Origin of the sequence: Microcoleus sp. B7-D4, assembly GCF_036705125.1 — a bacterium.
Taxonomy (GTDB): domain Bacteria; phylum Cyanobacteriota; class Cyanobacteriia; order Cyanobacteriales; family Microcoleaceae; genus Microcoleus.
This window is the reverse complement of the sequence record NZ_JAUBTT010000090.1, coordinates 17,027-35,819: the sequence shown is the minus strand read 5'-3', so window position 1 is coordinate 35,819 and position 18,793 is coordinate 17,027. Positions and strand designations below refer to the sequence as shown.

Here is an 18,793-nt window from a genome sequence, read left to right as displayed (position 1 = left end):
CCAAAAGTTTGGGGGTGGGGCGTCCCGCCCGCCCTTTTTGGACGGGCGGGACGCCCATCCCACAATAACAATTAAAATTGTAAGTTATTTAATTCGCGATCCTAAGTTGTATTTTTCGGGCGGGCGAGACGCCCACCCCACAATAATTTCATCAAAGTTGACTGTAAAATTTAGATGCGCCTCAGCTTAGTAGCGATTTCACGATCCGAATGATGGTGGGGGTAGGTTATCTTTTAACGAACAGCGGGAGAAATTACGGTAACTCGGCGGCTGTCTACTAACATCGGCCAAAAACCTCGATCGCTCAATGCTTTTACGGCAGCAGTAGCGGCGTTTTGATCCGTTGTATAAGCGACGAATAAAAAGGGACGCTGGCCGTAGGAAGCTAAGCCTACTTGCGTGCCTAATGCTTCCCTGACTTGCGAGGCTAATTCGGGTTGGTTGAAGTAATCGACTAACACTGCATAACCAGGCCCCAGGGGTTGGGGATTGAAGGCAAGATTGCCGGTTGAAGGATTGGTGATTGGTTCAGAACCTGGTGCTGGCTGAGGGTTGTAGACTGGCAAATTTTGGGGTAGTGCCGCTGCGGGCGATCGTACTACGTAAGCTTGCAATCCGACAACATCTTCGATGTATTTAACCCAATCGCTGGCGATTTGCGAGTCGCGAAAGCCGCCAACTCGCGTCACCGTGTCGTTGATGTACTGACAAACTGTGTTGTTAGTATTTCCAGGGAAAGAGCGTTTTGCTCTTTCTTGCTGTTCGGGTGTTGGGGTGACAATTAACAGTAGATATTCATCGGACTGGGGCGGTTGGCAGCTCGACTCAGCTTTAACAGAAGTCGAGAAAATTGTCAATACCAAAAGGGCGATCGAAGTAGCAGAAAATAGGGGTAGAGACAAAATAAATTTGTACAGTTTACCCCTAATTGTTGTTAGTTGTTTTGTCTGATATTTTGCTATTTTGTTCATGCTGTCTGTAGGGAGGCAAGGGCATCGGGAATAGTTGGTGATGGTGCTTGAAATTCACCTGTCAGTACATATTCTAATCGCAGTTTCAACCAAGTGATGAAGACAGGATCTGTAGAAATAATAGCGGCGGCTGGCTGAGGGCATTTTGCTTTAACTTCTGCCATTGTCGGTGCTTCTAGGAAAGCTGGCTGTTTGACCAACCAGAAGTCTATTTGTTTTTCTTGTTCGTTGTAGTTGCGAGTTCTTTCTTTAAACACTTCATCTAGGGCTTCTTCTTCTAGCAAAAAGCGTTGGCTGGCTAAAACGTAGTAGTAGGTTTGCATTTTTCTCGGTTGTTAGGGGTTGACGGTTAGCAGTTAATGCCGCCTGTACCGACCAGTTTTGCTGGTCAGGGGCGGGTTTGCGGAGTTGCGATCGTTGGAGAGTTCTAGACTCTTGTGCCGTTTACTTTACCTTATTTGCTGTCATCTTGGGTAGATGCAGAGCAAGTCGCTTCAGAAAAATTTTTGGTGGTGAGAGTTGGGGGAGTTGTGAGTGTTGCGAGAGTGGCTGGTTTTTTGGGGATTTGGGCGATTATTTTTCGGGCTGGTGATTTTCGGGAAAATTTAGGTGACAATAGGAAATTAGATGGAATTGCAGGTTGAATAATTACCAATTATTGAGGCAATCTGGGGGCTGTTAAACCTGATTGGGAGTGGTTTGCATATGAAAAGTTGTTGGAGTGCGATCGCGACTGGTATTGCTTGGTGTCTGGCTTGGGGCGATAAACGCGAACCTCAATTTGAGATCGGCGTGTTGCAGGAAATGCGAGGGGCTTTGAATTCTGGGGAGGAAGTGCCGGAGGATGTGAGGGAAATTGTCGATCGGGTTCAGGAACTTCTCGCTATTCCAGAAAAGATTTCCAGAGAAGAGTTTCCCGAAACAATTACTGATTTGCAAAATAAATACCCGAAGTTGTGGAATCAGCCGGGAAAAATTGGCTTAGTTTACGGTGGTGTAACTAAGGTTAAGCAGTATGTATTTGAAGACGCTAAACTGCCAGATATTCGCGGTGCATCCGCACTGCTAGACCGCATCAACTTAGTTGATTTACCTGCTTTTTTTGACAAACGTCCTGAATCTCAACGTTACAATATTTACTTGCCAAAAGTAAGAGAGTGGGTGGATAAAAACTTTCCAGGCGAACCCGAGCTTGACGAAGCCAAGCTTTCAGAAGCTTTGATTCCTGAAATGATTGTTTATTCTACTGGTGGCAATATCTTAGCTTTCTGTCCAGCAGCTTTTGTGGATGAGTTAGCTGATGCCATTGAAAAACGCTATTCCTATGTAACCCTAACTGCTAATTCATGCGCGGTTGGAGATAGGTTTAAGCTTTTAGAAATTCGATTTGGTTTGCTGCGAGACCCGATAGAACAAACCTTTTGGCTCGATCGATACCGCCAAGAATATAAAAATCCCGTGGTTGAGGCTTACTTTGGCAAGCTGGATAAAGACTCAAACGAACCTGTCGATCCATCTTGTGTGGAAGAGGCGTTTGCAAATCGCAAGAGTTTTAATGAATTAACTACTAAATTGGCCGTGATGTTTAATCAGCGGCGCAGCGGCAATGACTTTAAAGAGCGCCCCAGCCGTCGCTACCCGCCGATGTTGGAAACGCACCCTTATCTGCAAAGGGATGAGGCCGATCGCCGATCGGCTATCACTCGGGCTACCGACCATCCCGAAAATCCCAATCAAAAAGGTCTTCCGGGCAATCCTTGGTTTTCGGAGGTTTCTGCGCGCAAACGCAAAGCGGGCGATCGGGCTAAGCAGGGGGAAATCAAAGAAACTCATTGGTACACAAACAAAGAATGGGCTGCTGATGTCATTGAAGGTTGGGTTGACAAGTTTGAGGATTTCTTAAAAAAGCATCCCGAAAAACTTAATAAATACTGCGGCAGTTACAACTACAACCTTGAAGAAGTTAAAATATCTGAATCTTTAACTCAGCTTGGCAGTGTGAGTAATGGCTTTGTAGCCTACATCTATGCTGACGGCAATAACATGGGTGGCTATATTCAAAAAATTACCACTCCCCAAAAATATAAAGAATTTAGCGAAGATGTTGACAATGCTACTAGATATGCTGTTTTTCAAGCCTTAGCCGAGCATCTTCATCCTCACCAGCTTAAAGAAAATAACAAGTCAGAATCGACTCTTCCAGAGGGTGCTTGGATTCATCCCTTTGAGATTATTACCATTGGTGGCGATGATATTATCTTGATTGTACCAGCAGATCGGGCATTGGCGATCGCCAAAACCATCGGAGAACAGTTTGAACAAATTTTGCTCAGACAAGTTCAGATACCCAATGTGGAAATCAAAGGTGACTATCAAACTCAGCCATCAGAAAAACCTATCGATCTCAGTAAGTGTCACCGCTACTTAAGTCAAAATGCAGGAACTACTAATTGTCAATTAAGTACATCTATCGGCGTGTTGATTGCCGACTATAAAACTCCGATTTACTACGCAAAAAAACTTTACGAACAATTGCTCAAGTCAGCCAAAAAACGTGCTAAAGATTTAAGACAGCACGGATACTGTGGAGGTACAGTGGATTTTTTTGTGATGAAATCTGTAACTGCGCTTTCATCTAGCATCGAGGACTTCCGCAAGAAAGCATTAACCAAAGACAGTCCTCAAGAACTTAAGTTGTACGCCGCACCGTACACTTTGCATGAAATTGGTGGATTGATTGAGTCTGTCAAAGCCTTGAAAAAAGCTGAATTTCCCAAATCGCAACTCTACCAAATTCGCAGTTTCCTAGAACAAGGGAAAAACACAACAATTCTCAACTACCGCTATTTCCGAACCAGACTCAAAGATGGTAATTCAGAAATACTTAAAAAAGAGTTTGAAGAAGCTTGGTGCAAACCAAAAGATCCCGAAAATAATGGTAATCTAGCTCCCTGGATGTCTGTGATAGAGGAAAACAAACGAACCGTATATGAAACCATCTGGCGAGAAATTGTAGATATTTACGATTTAATTGAATTAGAAGATTCCCAATTTAGTTCAGAAATATCGGTAGATGCGGAGGTTGAATCATGATTGTTCTCACGAATTTATCAAGGTCAATTGAGCCTTACACACTTACAGCAGTAATTGATACAGCTTTGTGTGTAGGCGCGGGCGGTTCTTCCGGTTCCCTTGCAGATAAACCAATTGTCCGCAATTCAGAAGGAAATCTGTTAATTCCCGGTTCTCAAATCAAAGGTCGCCTCCGCCACGAATGCGAGAAAATTGCTAGAGGCTTGGGTTGGGAGATTTCCGAGTCTCCTAGTCCTGGAAACATGGTAATTCGCCGAGAAAATGCACCGGATAAATTTAAGCGCAGCGAATACGAAGTTTTAGGATATAATGAGACTTATCACTGTTTGATTAGTCAAATTTTCGGCGATCCTGTTTTGCCATCGCGGGTAATTTTTGAAGATTTAATTTGTACGGAAAATCCGGAAAATTTAGCTGATTTTATACGTCCGGGAGTCACAATGAATCGCCGCCGTCGCACCGCGGAAGAAAACAAACTTTACTTTTTAGAGACTTCTCCACCTCATGCTTCACTGAGGTTTGAGGGTCAAATTCATCTGTTACCAAATTGTCCCGATTATGCCAAACCTTTGATATTGGCGGGTTTCAAGCACATTCACGCATTAGGTGGAAGTAAATCGGCTGGTTTGGGATGGCTGAGTTGGGAAACTTTACCGAATTTTGAAGTTACTGATGCAGATTGGGATTGTCTAGCGAAGGGAGGGGAAAATGCAGCGAATTGAACTGGAAATTAAGGTTTTGTCTCCTTTGGCGATCGCCCGTCAGAAACCGGGTGGTTCGATCGGCGAAGCTGTAGACTATATCCCCGGTACGGTGATTCGGGGTGCTGTGGCTGCTCAAATTTTGGATCTATCGAATGGGCTATCGACTGATTTGACCAAAAATGGCGGCGATTTTCAAGCTTTATTCTTGAGTGAAAATCCCGCAATTTTTCAAAATGCTTATCCAGCACTGATATTTGATGGCGATCTAGTCTCTAAAGATACATTTGAAGAATATGGAGTTTTACCTGCAACAGCACTTAGTTCTAAAAATAAGCCGGGTTTCAAAGAGGAAGAGGACGATCCAGAAAGAAATGGCGTTTTTGACACTTTAATCGATCGCTTTTGTGCTGAATCTTATGGATATCCCTACGATCCAAATTGCCCAAAAGATGGAGGGAGAGTTGATTCTGCTGGCATTACTTTTTATGGTAAATTCGACGATATGTATCACAGTCTTAAGGTCAACAAACGCCTACTAACGCGAGTGGGGATTAATCGTCGCAGGGCTACATCTGAGGAAGAAATACTTTACAGTCTGGAGGTTTTGAATGAATCTCAGGAAACCAAACAAGATCCTGTTTACTATCTAGGTGCGATTTTAGTGGAACAGGATTTAGCAGAATCTCTGCGGAATTTTATCGATCGACGCCATCAAAGCTTTCGGTTAGGCGGTTCGACTTCCCGAGGATTGGGGAAAGTTGAAATTGAGACAAAAGAGCCTATTGATGCTAAGATAGATGTGAGCGATCGCATCACTAAATTCAATCAAAAGCTAAAAGATCGTTGGTACAAATGGGAAGTTTTTGGCAATCCTATTCAAGAGTCACCAGCAAACCGCACTTACTTCACCCTGGACTTGCAATCCGATGCTATACTGACTGAAAATTGGCTGCGTACCACTGTAATATCCAAAAAGATGTTGCACCAGTTTGCAGGGGTTGAAGCTCAAGATAAATCTTTGCATTTGGAGGCGGCTTATAGCAGTTATGATTTTATGTCTGGTTGGAATGCGGGCTGGGGGTTGATGAAAGATGTAGAGTTGATTACCACGAAAGGAGCGGTTTATTTGTTCAGTACAACTCAACCCGAGCTTTGGATTAAGAGATTGGGAGAGTTGGAAATGAGGGGATTGGGCGATCGCACTTGCGAAGGTTTCGGACAAATTAAAATTTGCAACCAGTTTCATAATATATTTAGAGAGGAGGCAGTGTAGATATGTTAGAAATTTTAGATATATCCTTACAAGAACAATTAGAACTCAGAATTGAGCGAGAAATCAGTAACCAGATGGACGCAATAATTGAAAAAGTAAACAGGATAGCTAAAAAATTCTCCATTGCCACAAAAGATAAAAAATCTCCCTTCAAAAATGTTCTGGCTGTTGCTACTGATTCCAGTTCTTCCCTTGAAGTTATCAAAAACTACATTCGCTATCAGATAGGTCGCAAAGATTCTAGTCCTATCTGGAAAATCCTCAACGAGGAAGATATGTTTGCGATAGCATTAGTTAAAGAACTTGACAAATTAAATGAGGACGTTACAAAGATATTACAAAAAATGAGAAAGAATCTACCTAAAAGTAATCCTCTGGAATCTTACCTGACCGATACTCAGAATCGGGAGAGAATAGAAAGAAATATTCATCTCAAAATTGCACAGCTCTATCTAGGCTATCTAGCACGAGAGCATACAGCAATGGTAGGAGAGAAAAATTTAGGTCAAGAAAGTTAAACAGACATCAAGATCGAGCGCTCAAAAATTAGGAGAAAAATTTATGTCTACTAAAGATAAAGAGATACGTCGCTTAGTCATTTCAACTGTTGGTACAAGTTTACTTACTAATCAAATTAATAGTAATAAAAAGTCTCAATCAGATTGGTATTTTTGCTTGCAGGATAATGCTAATCTAACTGAAAAAAACCTTGAAAAGGGTTCGGATATTGATAAGATAATTAAAAGCTTAAAGCAGAGTGCTGAAACCAAACTCAATGAAGTTAATACAATCGGAATTAAAGAAGCGAGTGCTGAACTGAATGGTATTTATGGATTGTATAATGATCAACTAGAAAACGGTAAGCTAGACCATCATGTTCTAATTACTACAGATACAGCACAGGGACAAGTTACAGCAAATCTTGTTGAAAAATTTTTACGGGATCGAAAAATTAGTGTTGAAGTGTATACACCTGAAAAACTTTCAACAGCAGATAATAAAGTTTTCAATCAGGGAATTGACAATTTACTAGATTGGCTTGATAGACGAGTAAAGGAAGACAAGGAAAAAAACTATGAAATCTATTTCAATTTGGTAGGTGGATTTAAAGCATTGCAAGGATGTATGAATACAATGGGGATGTTTTATGCCGATAAAATTATCTATGTTTTTGAAGGAGCGAGCTCAAATTTAATTACTATACCTCGCTTACCCATAACCGTAGATTATTCCCGGCTGACAGATCATGTACCTACTCTAGCATTACTCGATGCTGGTGCTGGGCTACTTCCATCAAAAACAAAAAACATTCCAGAAGCTATGATTGCAGAAATTGATGGCAAAATGACCATTTCTAATTGGGGACAGCTTATTTGGAATCAGTGTAAAGATGAGTTTTTGTCACAGAAGTTACAAGAGTTTCCCAGGCTATCTTACGACGAAAATAGGTTTCCCAGAGACTATAACAACATTAGTACGGCACAAGAAAAGGTTAAACTCCAAGAAACATTGGCTAAAGTTTCGGGCTTACTCGAAGAATCTAACGGTGATACTAGAGATTTAGTGAAATCAGTTAGTTATTCTCCCTACAAAGGAGCAAAAGAAAAAGAAGTTTATCATTTTTATGTTGGAATACATTGGCGAGTTAGTTGTAAAGTCTCAAATGGAAATCTAACTCTGCGATATTATGGAACTCATGATTATGTAGAAGGAAAAGAAACAAATTAAATTAGGCAAAGAAGAAATGTTTGACACCTTCAAAAACCGACTGGAAATCACAGGAACGCTCATAACTGTAACCGCATTACGCATTAGTAAAGGTCGATCGACCGAACCCACTGGCTCCGATCTACCTGTAATCAAAGATGCTTTGGGTAGACCTTTGATTCCCGGTTCAAGCTTTAAAGGTGCACTACGATCGCGCTTAGAGAGCTTCCTCCGAGGTATCGACCCAAATCTAGCCGAAGATCCGGCTAACTACACAAGTTCAATTAGAAACAATCAAGTCAAAGATTTGAAAAATGAACACAAGAATAATGACTTTGAGCTAACACAAGAGCTCATCAAAATAACAGACGATATTGGCAGTTTATTTGGCACTCCTTGGATGGCCAGCAAATTTCAAGTTCGCGACTTAACTGTACAACCCGATGCGTGGTTCGGGCAATATCAAGAACGAGATGGCGTAGCCATTGACAGAGACACAGAAACCGCCGCCGATGGCAAACTTTACGACTACCAAGTTGTCCCCGCCGCAACTCCCTTTGATTTTAAAGCAGTAGTTGAAAATGCTCATGATTGGGAATTGGGTTTATTAATGATTGGTTTGCATCAATTTGAGACCGAACAAATACCTCTCGGAGGAGGGCGATCGCGCGGCTTAGGAGTGGTTAAACTAGAAATTGATAAGATGCGCTGGATTGATGTCGAAGACCATCCCGAATTTTTGTTAGAATACTTAAAAAAGTTAGTGATGGGAGATGAAACGGCTTATGAAGATGCAGCCGATTATAAAGATGACTGGGTACAAAAGCTGATCGATAAACTCCTGAAAAATAAAACTTCTCAATCATCTCCAACTCAAATAGTTCAAGGCTAAAACTAAACATCCCACACAGGAGGTCAATATGAGTTTCAGCAATTATAAAGATATCGGTGAAGTTCTCCAAGAGTTTCAGATTACTTACACTGAAGCTAATTTTATGGGAGAAACTGCATTTAGTATCCCTGACTATTTTCGGGAAGACTTAGCATTTATGATGCGGGAAGCAGTTGTGGACAATTCAGAGTTTGCTGTGTGCGAAAATTTGATCTATCCAGTTCTCAAAGAAGTTTGGAAATCTTATTATACTAAGTTTGTTTTATGGAGCCATAAGTCTCTTACTTACGACCAGAATCTGTGTGGTTTTCCTGAATATATTTTGACTAAACGCTCCCCTTTAGGAAAATTTGTGTTTGGCAAGCCTTATTTTCTATTAGTTGAGGCCAAGCAAGACAAGTTCGATGAAGGTTGGGCGCAGTGCCTAGCTGAAATGGTTGCAGCACAGCAACTTAACAATGAACTTCAGGTAATAATTTTTGGTATTGTTTCCAACGGCAAAGATTGGGAGTTTGGCAAATTGGAAGAAACAGTTTTTACCAAAAATGTTAACCGCTATTTAATAGAACAGCTAGATCCACTCTTTGCTGCCGTTAACTATGTTTTCCAACAGTGTGAAGTTCAGCTAAATCAGTTAGTAACGGCTTAATCTTAAACTATCCCTAGACCTACTAAACTATGCACAAACGACTTGTCAACCACTGTACAATTGACTTAACTCTCATTCCCGACGGCCCAATTCTCATCAAATCCGGCAAAGAAGGAGCCGACCCAACTAAACCAGATATGGAATTTGTCGAGACTTACCATGCAGGAGGAAAGTCAATTTATCTACCGGGAAGCAGTTTAAAAGGTGCTATTCGCGCTCATGCTGAGAGAATTGTCAGGACAGTAGGTACAGACAAACGTCCTACTAATGGAGATACTTTATGGGCGAGCAATCCTCTTAATCGGGATGAATTAAAGTATCTTGAGAGTATCCCTGATTCCCAAGATATTTATCGGTTATCTTCTTTTACAGACCAAATGTTTGGAAATACTTCAATTGCTAGCAGACTTAGAATCCAAGATGCTCACCCAATTGATAAGAAACAGCTCAAAATTCAAGAACGCAATGGAGTCGCGATCGATCGCGTTTTCGGTTCCGTAGCCGTTGGCCCCTTTAACTACCAAGTCTGCACCGCCGGAGAATTTCGCACTAAAATACATCTCAAAAACTTTTCATTAGCACAATTAGGCTTGATTGGCTTAGTTTTGCGAGACTTAAATGAGGGCTGGTTTGGAATCGGTTTTGCTAAATCTCGCGGTTTGGGGACGGTGACAGTCAAATATAACGAAGCCGTAGTTCAATATCCTGGTTGTAAATTAGATGAAGATAATCGCCAAATTCAACAAATAGTCAAACCCGGTCGATGGGGACAGGCTTTCTTGCTGGGTGCAGGAGAATTTTTAGACACTGAAGAAGCCGCAAATTATGGCTTTTCTAAACCCGATCGCGAACAAACCCCTATTGCTGCTGAAGCGATGGATTTAGGTTTTGGAGTGCAGCTAAAATGGCAAGGCGACGGTGAGACTGGTGTACCGAATTTATTTAAATGTGCAGTTTGTGCTTGGAGTAAGCTTTTAACAGGTGCCGCAGCATGAAGAAAGGTTTTGTATATGTTCGATCGGGTTTGTCACAAGATGAAGTTAAAGAGTTGTTAGAAAAGTTAGCAACTGAGGAAAGTTATTATTTTGTGCGATCGCCCCACGCAGTCAGCGGCATTTGCATGAAATTGCCCGAAGAGTTTTTCCCCGGTTTTGAAGGGCAAATGTTTAATGCCGATCGCGAATTGCGCTGGAAAAAGCAGGGAAGTGCATATCAAGCCTTACTGCTGAGTCGAGTTGAAGCCGATTTAGAAGGATTTGAGCCGATCGATAAAGATTGCGAGTGGCAAATTTGCGATCGCGCGGCTTACTTTCACCCCCTTGACGAACCAAAATTCCCTAAAAGCTTTATTTATAAGGGAAAAAAGAATGAAAAGATTGTCTCTAACAATATTAGCATAGGTCAGCGATACTTTCAAGAAAAAAGAACTGCTACCGTTCATTTTGTCGCCCTCACAGTCAGGAGTTAACATGACTACAAATCTCCCACCCAAGCCCCGACGTTCTACACCGCCGCCTAGTAGTCCGGTTTCTAATAATCCCGCTGAAACAGGAGAACCTAAACCTTATGAATTAATTAGTTTCCCCAAGGAACGACCGCCAAAAAATCCTCCGGCCGGACATCACCAATATTTGGGCGATCGCCTGCACGGAACTTTGTTTCTAACTCTGAAAGTTCAGACTACTTTGCACGTCTCTACAGGCGTAGTTGTCATGGGTAGCGACATAGGCAGCCGCGTCCCTTTAATCAAAACAATGGTTCAAAATATTGACCAAAAGTTATCAATTCAAGGTAGTTCTCTCAAAGGCTGCATCCGGTCAGCATACGAAGCCATTACTAACAGCACTTTAGCAGTAATTACATCAAGATACAGAGATAAAATTCCGCAAGAACGCTTGCCATGTAAAAATAAACAAGAACTCTGTCCGGCAAGTCAAGTATTCGGTGCCTTAGATTGGCAAGGGCTAATTGAATTCAGCGATGCTAAATGCGAAAATACGGGCTTTGCTACGGGATTTATGCCATCTTTATATCGTCCCCGTCCCGATCAAAGACGAGCATATTTTGACGCAAGAGGCAACGTAGCAGGCCGCAAGTTTTACTATCACACAATTCGGGCGATCGACAAAGGTCAAAATCAAGGAATTACTGTTCAGCAAGCGGCTAAAGAGTATACTTTCCAAACACAGATACAATTCAAAAACTTAACAGCAGCAGAGTTAGGAACGCTTTTGATTGTGTTGGGGCAAGATCCAAAGTATCCGATCGCCCTCAAGGTAGGCGGCGGGAAGCCGATCGGCATGGGAACAATGACTGTGGAGGTGACAGCGGCAAGGGTGTTGCAGAATAAGGGAGATTTGCGCGATCGCTATTCCTCCTACAATCCTCCCGAATCTGACAGCATGACTGGCACAAAGTTGCAACAATTTATGCAAAAAAATATTCAAGCTGCTCATTCTAGCTTAGTGCAAGCAACTCAATTGCAACAACTAGCTGAAGTGTTGAAATATCCGACCGATCGCGAACCTCCAACAGGAATGTATTAAAGATGTCTAATACTGAATTAGTGACCGAATCTTTGACCGAAAACCAGTGGGAAATTGCCCACGCGATCGCTCAAACTTTAGTTAAAGAACAAACTGATGTAAATGAATTGGGAAAGGCGATCGCCTATCTCCGCAATGCAGTTAATCAAGATCGAGCTGATGCCAATTCCCGGTTTTTCAAGTATCTTAAAACCCTTGTCGGTAATGGCAGACAAATCGGACACAGTGGCAAAACCACAGATTATTACCGCAGCATCGACAAAGCTTGTAGCGATTGTCTCAAAGGCTTTCAAGGGGATGCTAGCACTTTGTTGCAAATTTTAGGTTGGGCATCTCGTTTGATGCGTTACTACAAAGAAGCGGGGCCGATTGGAGAAGTTGTGACCCCAGTTGTAGAGTCAGCGAGACAAGTTGAAATTGCTAAGGCGATCGGCAGTCATGAGTTTGCAATCGGTCAAATTGTCGAAGCCAAAGTTACTGCTGTAAAAGGAAACAAGGTGACATATGAAATTCTGGGAACTATCAGGCTAACTGAGAAAGAACCGAAAAAAGCCCAATCTATTTCTGAAGGACAAGTGGTGAAAGTGGAGGTTTTAGATATTAAGGAAGATGGGAGCCCCAAGAAGGTTAAATGTGCTGGCTAAAAACCAGGCTGTTGATACTACCAAACCTCCTTGCATTAACTCTGCCCCGTCGCTATAATATTGACTGTAAGCATAAAAAGAGGCCACAATATGTTAGCAAAAGAAAAATCTCACTCTAACAAATTTGACTATTACTCAGCATTGAACCGTTCCGAGTCCGCTCAAAGCAAAGTCAAGCAGGGGTATTGTGTAGCTTACTATACAGTTTTCTGGGTAAAGGCTGTTCCAGGCTACTCTGTCTCGTCACAGATGTCCGAATACCGACTTGTAGCCTAACAAAAAACGGCGCAGCTTAAGTAATTAGCTGCTCAAAGCAGCCCATTGTGTAAGCTAGCGTTTCCCTAGAAACTAGGAACTCGCCATATGAATACATCCAGTTCCTAGTTTTAAAGAAAACCCCAGAATTTGTGATAGTTTTTGTAAGACCATACCTGAGGATGACACAAATGAATGATGCAGAAAAAAATAAAGTTTATCTGGTGACTGGTGTAGTAATAGCTATTGACGAGAGCGATGGGATATTAATAGCAGGAATGTTATCAGATAGTCCTTTTAATGCTGAAGATTCGGAGTCAACAAAGACAAAAAATTTGGTAGGCAGTTTTGCATTCACCCGGCAAAAGGCCGAATTTCTAAGAGATCGTCTCAATGAATTTTTGCAGGAATAGACAATGAGAGTAATCACAAACTTAAGAGCAGAACTTCAAAGCTCAATATCGAATCCAGAAACTTTTAAATTCTCTCAATTCTCTTCTTCTCCTCTGAAACCAAAGCAGTCATTCAAGTCGCCTACTGCTCCTGTTGAAGTACAGGAATTAGTCCAGGAGTTAGCGAAGATGGACGGTGTAGCAAAAGTTAGAGCCGTAGCTCCTAGAGCCTTAGATATTCACTGGATTGAATTTGAATTAGAACTGCACCCTGAAACAGAGTTAGATTATGAAACTTGGGACAAAATCCAAGATTTAATAATTGATTGTGAGTGGGGTTTGCGGGATCAAACTAATGAAGAGTGGTACTTTCCCAGAAAAGTGGTCGAGAAGTTTGCCAAAATTAAAGACGGGGCTAAAGTAGTTTCTGAATCGAGAATAAGTTTTTCAAGTTCTACAAGCTACAATCAAGTGAAATCGCCCAAGAATTTATTTGTGGTGGCTGGAAGTTAAAAATATTAAATTACTGAACAAACTAGAAAGTAGCTGTTGATTTTTATGCCGAGCGAACATTCCCATAGCGAACAAGCTAAGTATAACGAACAGGCGGCACTTAGTATCAGAGATACTTCTCCTGATTGGGCAGTAACAATGTGTTTTTATGCAGCCCTGCACTGGGTAGAATGGTATGCAAAGGTTCAGGGAGACGATCTCGAACGACAATACCAAAACTACCCATCGCCTCACGATCGCCTGCTTGCTTACGTTTTTAAAATTGCTAAAAATCGACAGTACAGAGATTTGAATAAAGCTTATCAAGAACTAAAAAATGCTAGTCAAATAGCCCGATATTTAACAGATATAAGAACTGATTCTAGGATTCATTATAGTAGATATAAAACGAGAGAGGTTGACCAATCTTTTGACAATCTGCGAATAGTTAAAGAGCGACTAAATAGTTGACCGAAATATCTAAAATTTAGCCTCAAACTTTCACGGACTTGACTTTTGAAAAAAAATGGGATACCCTGATAGGGTTAAAAATAAAGAGTTTCTTAAGTGCAAAATCCAAAAATTGCAAACTTCCCCTGACGGGGACGGAAACTAGCTTCCGTAACAATGCTGCGTAATAGTCAAATTTGTTTTGACAGTTGCTCAGACTTCCCCGCAAGGGGACTTTAATCGATCGACCTAATTGCTTCCCACACTTTTTAAAACGCGCGATCGCCCCTCTCAATCCGCCATTCCGTCAAGGGCGAGATCCATTTTTTGTGTTTTATCTTGATAAAAATTCCAAATATTACGCAACCGACACAATGGAAGTGTCTGGGTAAATAAATAATTGGCGATCGCACCCCCCACTCCCATCCGCTCCCCGTCATCCCCCGATTTGTGGCATTCTATATCTGAAAACCTCACAAAACACCGCATGAAGGAGGGCAGCAAGTACCAGTCGCTCTTAGATTATCTGCGCGAAAATGGCCATCTCGACGAAGTAACCCTCAACTTCGCCGAAATAGAGGCATTGCTAAACGACGCACTCCCCCCTTCCGCACGCACTCAACAAGCTTGGTGGAGCAACCGCAAAAAGGGCGCTCTGCAATCTACCGCTTGGATGCAGGCAGGATATCGGGTTGAAACTGTCGATTTCGACGCAGAACGGGTAACATTTCGCAAGTTAATCCAGAAAATTCAGGTTCGGCAGGCGGGCGATGGGGTGCAGTGGAATGGCGAACTGATCAAGGCATTACGTCTCCATCTGGGGTTGACACAAACAGAATTTGCAGAACGGTTGGGGGTTGACCAGAGGACTGTGAGTAAGTGGGAGAACGGACACTTACCTGCTCGTTCCACCCTCAAACATCTGAATTTAGTCGCTGAGATAGCGGGTTTCAGCTCCAGGGAAGAATCTGAAAACATAGATTAATTAATTGACATTTTACTATTATAGTAGTATGTTGTTATAGTAAGGCTTAGTTAGGCGATCGTCAAGTGCGATCGCGCCAAAAAACAAAGCCCCCAAAAACAAAAGCCAGCGCCGCAAATTGGGCACTGGCCGATTCAAAATTAAAAAATCACCTCTATGATACACCATTCTTTCACGCCTCGCCCGATTACCGATCGAGAAAAACGAATCATTCAGCTTTACGCGGACTGTCAACTGGCGATGACTCCGCAGCAATTCTACGCAAAATGGGATGTCCCGCAAGAAGCTCTAGCTCTCATTTGCTGTCGATCGCTTTCTACTGTGCGTCGCTGGTTTACCAGGGGAGGCAAGCACCGCCATCCCCAACTGCACGACTTGCGTAACCTCGCCTTGATGAATTTTCTGTTAGAGCATTTTGAAGCGATTCCCCCAGAACTTCGGCAACAACTTTGCTTAGGCAATTCGTAATCTTGCATTTTTTTCTAGCCACCTCACAAAGTAGGTGGCTAAAATTTAGCCCCCTATAATTAAGCTGAGACAATCCCTGACAAAAAACAGATTTTTTTGTTTGGGAATTCGCTATGCCTTTGAGTGTTTATAAAATCATTGATGCCCTTATCTTAAATCGCGAACCAATCCATCAAAACATAACAGAATAAATAACCCCACCCCAAATCCTGTCTAGACTTCGATCGATTAAAGGCTAAACTAATATAGAGTTTTACCATAAAAGTTTCTCCCCGTTCATGAACATCGCTTATTTAGTCAACCTATATCCCAAAGTCAGCCACAGCTTTATCCGCAGAGAAGTTATAGCCGTTGAAAATTGCGGCCTGAAAGTCGCACGCTTTTCGATCCGATCGTCCAAGTCAGAACTCGTTGATGAGGCCGACAAACTAGAGCAAGAATTGACTCAAGTAATCTTAGGAGTTGGTGTACAGGGGTTAGCGTGGGGTTTGCTCCGCCTTGCCGCAACTAGACCCATTCGATTCATCGAAGCTTTGCGCCTAACATTTCAAGTTGGCTGGCACTCGGAACGGGGGATTTTGCTGCATCTAGCTTATTTAGCAGAAGCTTGCATTCTTTTAAATTGGTTTGCAGAATCGGGTACAGCACACGTTCACGCTCACTTCGGGACAAATTCGACAACAGTTGCAATGCTGTGCCGCGTGCTTGGCGGCCCGACTTACAGTTTCACCGTTCACGGCCCTGAAGAATTTGATAAAGCCACACTTCTTTCCTTAGACGAAAAAATTAAGCGATCGACCTTTGTAGCAGCAGTTAGTTCCTTCGGTAAAAGTCAGCTTTTTCGGTGGTGCGATCGCACTTTTTGGTCAAAAATTCACGTCATACACTGCGGCGTAGATGCTGCATTTTTAGCTGCACCCTACGTCCCCATACCCGCAGCACCCCGCTTAGCTTGCATAGGGAGGCTCAGCGAACAAAAAGGTCATTTATTATTGCTAGAAGCTGCTAACTTGCTAGCAGTTCAAGGCTTAGAGTTTAAGTTGGTACTCGTAGGAGACGGGCCGCTGCGATCGGATATTGAACAGCAGATTCAGCAACTCGGCCTGCAAAATCATATAGAAATTACCGGCTGGGCCAGTGGCGATCGAGTTCAGCAAGAGATTTTAGCTTCACGGGCAATGGTATTGCCTAGTTTTGCTGAAGGTTTGCCCGTCGTAATTATGGAAGCCCTCGCTCTCAATCGGCCCGTAATTAGCACTTATGTTGCTGGCATCCCGGAGCTCGTAGAACCTGGTGTTTGCGGTTGGTTAGTTCCTCCCGGTTCCGCAGAAGCATTAGCCGTAGCAATGCGCGCGGTATTGGAAGCACCTGTAGAAAAACTAGAACAAATGGGGAAAACAGGATCTCAACGGGTTGCTCAACAACACAATGTTGATTTAGAGGCAAAAAAATTAGTGGCGCTGTTTGAGAGTGCTTGAGAATTGTGCAAAACCTATTGATTAACTGACATCAAATCTGTTATACCAATTTTTTATGAGGCCCCGTAGAATCTGATCCCCCCTAACCCCCCTTAATAAGGGGAGTAGGGGGTGGGACAAGATTCTTCTCAAAGTCAACCCCTACTCCCCTTCTTAAGGGGGATTTAGGGGGATCGAGATATGTGCAACTTCACCTTAAATTGGTATTAGCATCGGAATTATTCATATATCTCTTCTCGACCTCTGCGTGAATCAACGTCAATCCATTGTCATCTGCGGTTAATAAATGCTCTTTTTTTAACTGCAGATACAGGCAGATTAACACAGATTAACGCAGATGAATTCTATCAATTCCGGTTGCAGCGTCCGTGATTGTTGACGGTTGACTGGATTTGACGCCCGACGATGCTACCGGGTTTGATATGAGATATTGCACCATGATTAATAAGTCTTTCAAGGGCGGGTTCTCCTGCCCACTCCACAGGAAAATTAATTGTTTGTGGAACAGGCCGGAAAGCCTGTTCCTTTAATTAAGTTGTAATTGTTTGTGGAACAGGCATCTTGCCTGTTCCTTTAATTAAAGCAACCTACTTACAAACTTTTTAAGGAATAGGAACAGACCGCAACAACTTGTCAACAATCGCCTTAGCCCTCTTTCCCCCTGCCGGAATTAATCGGTGAGAAAGTACGTGCGGTGCCAAATATTTCACATCATCAGGAGTCCCATAATCCCGGCCCTCCATAAACGCCAAAGCCTGCAAGGCCCGGTGCAAAGCCACCGCACCCCGGGGACTCACCCCCAGAGTAATCTCCTCATCCTCCCGCGTCGATCGCACCAAATCTACAATATACTGTTTCAAAGAGCCTTCCACCTTCACACCAGCGCACAAACGGCGCAATTCCTGCACTTCTTCCAAAGAAATACAAGGCTGCAAATCTTCAACAGCAAAACTATCAGAAAGCCGTTCCAACATTTGCAACTCTTCCAACGCAGCGGGATAGCCCAAAGTCAAAGACAAAGTAAACCGATCCATCTGGGCTTCCGGCAGCGGAAAAGTGCCTTGATATTCGATCGGGTTCTGAGTCGCAATCACAAAAAACGGCGTCGGAACATTTCGAGAAACTCCATCTACTGTCACCTGCTTTTCTTCCATCACTTCCAGCAAAGCTGACTGAGTTCGCGGCGTCGCCCGATTGATTTCATCGGCAAGCAAAACATTAGCAAAAACTGGCCCGGGCAAAAACTCAAACTCTCCGCTGCGCGGATTCCAAATATTAGTACCGGTGATGTCCGTCGGTAACAAATCGGGAGTGCACTGAATCCGCTGAAACTTGCCATCGATCGATCGCGCCAAAGACTTCGCCAGCAGCGTTTTTCCCACACCCGGCACGTCTTCCAGCAGCGCGTGACCGCCCGAAAGCACGGCTACCAGCACCAAGCGAATAGCATCCGCTTTGCCAACAATAGTTTTGCCTAGATTTTGTTTTAGCCGCTCAATATTTTGTCTCATATCCCTGATTTCTAATTGTTAATTGCTAATTGCTAATTGTCGAAAAGATATCAAGATTGCCAAAATCTTGAGTCTTTGCCTTGCGGACTTCGTATTTGTACAACTAGAATTTAGTCTGACTCATCTTGCACCATTTTTAAAACCGATCGCCCGTTCTAGATCGCATAATTATTAGACTTTAGCAGCTATAGCGGTTCTCAAGCGTGGTGAGGTATGGGGACGAGTCCTATGCCCTATGCCCTATGCCCTATGCCCTATGCCCTATGCCCTATGCCCTATGCCC

General features: G+C 42.8%; 21 protein-coding genes. 18 read left to right on the top strand and 3 right to left on the bottom strand.

The window, feature by feature from the left end:
* Nucleotides 1-233: 233 nt before the first annotated feature.
* A complete protein-coding gene (locus tag QUB12_RS28880) occupies nt 234-971 on the bottom strand; it encodes a hypothetical protein (protein WP_333143761.1) in 738 nt (245 codons plus the stop codon).
* Nucleotides 968-1,294, bottom strand: a complete 327-nt coding sequence (locus tag QUB12_RS28875; protein WP_172192102.1) for an MgPME-cyclase complex family protein — start codon at nt 1,292-1,294, stop codon at nt 968-970. Before QUB12_RS28875 ends, QUB12_RS28880 begins: the two co-directional genes overlap by 4 nt.
* A 114-nt stretch (nt 1,295-1,408) precedes the next feature.
* Here QUB12_RS28875 and QUB12_RS28870 point away from each other — a divergent pair, with 114 nt between their 5' ends.
* The 18 genes from QUB12_RS28870 (at nt 1,409) to QUB12_RS28785 (ending at nt 16,999) form a co-directional block, all read left to right on the top strand.
* Nucleotides 1,409-1,615, top strand: coding sequence for a hypothetical protein (locus QUB12_RS28870; protein WP_333143760.1), 207 nt, complete (start codon nt 1,409-1,411; stop codon nt 1,613-1,615).
* Between the two features lie 61 nt (nt 1,616-1,676).
* Nucleotides 1,677-4,064, top strand: a complete 2,388-nt coding sequence (gene cas10, locus QUB12_RS28865; RefSeq protein WP_333309490.1) for a type III-B CRISPR-associated protein Cas10/Cmr2 — start codon at nt 1,677-1,679, stop codon at nt 4,062-4,064.
* Nucleotides 4,061-4,786, top strand: coding sequence for an RAMP superfamily CRISPR-associated protein (locus tag QUB12_RS28860; protein WP_333106169.1), 726 nt, complete (start codon nt 4,061-4,063; stop codon nt 4,784-4,786). Before cas10 ends, QUB12_RS28860 begins: the two co-directional genes overlap by 4 nt.
* Nucleotides 4,773-6,041 carry a type III-D CRISPR-associated RAMP protein Csx10 gene (gene csx10, locus QUB12_RS28855; RefSeq protein WP_333309488.1) on the top strand — a complete coding sequence of 423 codons (1,269 nt, stop codon included), beginning with the start codon at nt 4,773-4,775 and terminating at the stop codon, nt 6,039-6,041. Before QUB12_RS28860 ends, csx10 begins: the two co-directional genes overlap by 14 nt.
* 2 nt (nt 6,042-6,043) lie before the next feature.
* Entirely contained in the window at nt 6,044-6,559 is a 516-nt protein-coding gene (locus tag QUB12_RS28850; RefSeq protein WP_333309485.1) for a hypothetical protein, read from the top strand.
* 43 nt (nt 6,560-6,602) lie between these two features.
* Nucleotides 6,603-7,769 (top strand): putative CRISPR-associated protein, encoded by a 1,167-nt coding sequence (locus tag QUB12_RS28845; protein WP_333309482.1) that lies wholly within the window; start codon nt 6,603-6,605, stop codon nt 7,767-7,769.
* Nucleotides 7,770-7,785: 16 nt separating this feature from the next.
* Complete coding sequence (gene csx7, locus QUB12_RS28840; protein ID WP_333309478.1) at nt 7,786-8,640, top strand: type III CRISPR-associated RAMP protein Csx7; 855 nt, start codon at nt 7,786-7,788, stop codon at nt 8,638-8,640.
* A 28-nt stretch (nt 8,641-8,668) separates the two neighbouring features.
* A complete protein-coding gene (locus QUB12_RS28835) occupies nt 8,669-9,289 on the top strand; it encodes a hypothetical protein (protein WP_333143753.1) in 621 nt (206 codons plus the stop codon).
* A 29-nt stretch (nt 9,290-9,318) separates the two neighbouring features.
* Complete coding sequence (locus QUB12_RS28830) at nt 9,319-10,284, top strand: RAMP superfamily CRISPR-associated protein (protein ID WP_333143752.1); 966 nt, start codon at nt 9,319-9,321, stop codon at nt 10,282-10,284.
* Nucleotides 10,281-10,757, top strand: a complete 477-nt coding sequence (locus tag QUB12_RS28825) for a hypothetical protein (protein ID WP_333143751.1) — start codon at nt 10,281-10,283, stop codon at nt 10,755-10,757. The genes QUB12_RS28830 and QUB12_RS28825 overlap by 4 nt, the downstream gene beginning before the upstream one ends.
* Before the next feature lies 1 nt (nt 10,758).
* Complete coding sequence (locus QUB12_RS28820) at nt 10,759-11,835, top strand: RAMP superfamily CRISPR-associated protein (protein WP_333143750.1); 1,077 nt, start codon at nt 10,759-10,761, stop codon at nt 11,833-11,835.
* Nucleotides 11,836-11,837: 2 nt separating this feature from the next.
* Nucleotides 11,838-12,479, top strand: coding sequence for a hypothetical protein (locus tag QUB12_RS28815; RefSeq protein WP_333143749.1), 642 nt, complete (start codon nt 11,838-11,840; stop codon nt 12,477-12,479).
* 446 nt (nt 12,480-12,925) lie between these two features.
* The gene (locus QUB12_RS28810; RefSeq protein WP_333143747.1) at nt 12,926-13,147 is read left to right on the top strand and encodes a hypothetical protein; all 222 of its coding nucleotides are present in this window, start codon (nt 12,926-12,928) and stop codon (nt 13,145-13,147) included.
* Nucleotides 13,148-13,150: 3 nt separating this feature from the next.
* Nucleotides 13,151-13,639, top strand: coding sequence for a hypothetical protein (locus tag QUB12_RS28805; RefSeq protein WP_333143746.1), 489 nt, complete (start codon nt 13,151-13,153; stop codon nt 13,637-13,639).
* Nucleotides 13,640-13,684: 45 nt separating this feature from the next.
* Nucleotides 13,685-14,089, top strand: coding sequence for a hypothetical protein (locus QUB12_RS28800; RefSeq protein ID WP_333143745.1), 405 nt, complete (start codon nt 13,685-13,687; stop codon nt 14,087-14,089).
* Nucleotides 14,090-14,468: 379 nt separating this feature from the next.
* On the top strand, nt 14,469-15,053 hold the full coding sequence (locus tag QUB12_RS28795) for a DUF7662 domain-containing protein (RefSeq protein WP_333143744.1): 585 nt from the start codon (nt 14,469-14,471) through the stop codon (nt 15,051-15,053).
* A 156-nt stretch (nt 15,054-15,209) separates the two neighbouring features.
* Nucleotides 15,210-15,521, top strand: coding sequence for a helix-turn-helix domain-containing protein (locus QUB12_RS28790; protein ID WP_333309475.1), 312 nt, complete (start codon nt 15,210-15,212; stop codon nt 15,519-15,521).
* A 278-nt stretch (nt 15,522-15,799) separates the two neighbouring features.
* Nucleotides 15,800-16,999, top strand: a complete 1,200-nt coding sequence (locus QUB12_RS28785) for a glycosyltransferase (RefSeq protein ID WP_333309472.1) — start codon at nt 15,800-15,802, stop codon at nt 16,997-16,999.
* A gap of 602 nt (nt 17,000-17,601) precedes the next feature.
* Here the strand turns inward: QUB12_RS28785 and QUB12_RS28780 are convergent.
* Nucleotides 17,602-18,510: a MoxR family ATPase gene (locus QUB12_RS28780; protein ID WP_333143741.1), complete on the bottom strand. Its 909-nt coding sequence runs from the start codon at nt 18,508-18,510 to the stop codon at nt 17,602-17,604.
* Nucleotides 18,511-18,793: the final 283 nt, after the last annotated feature.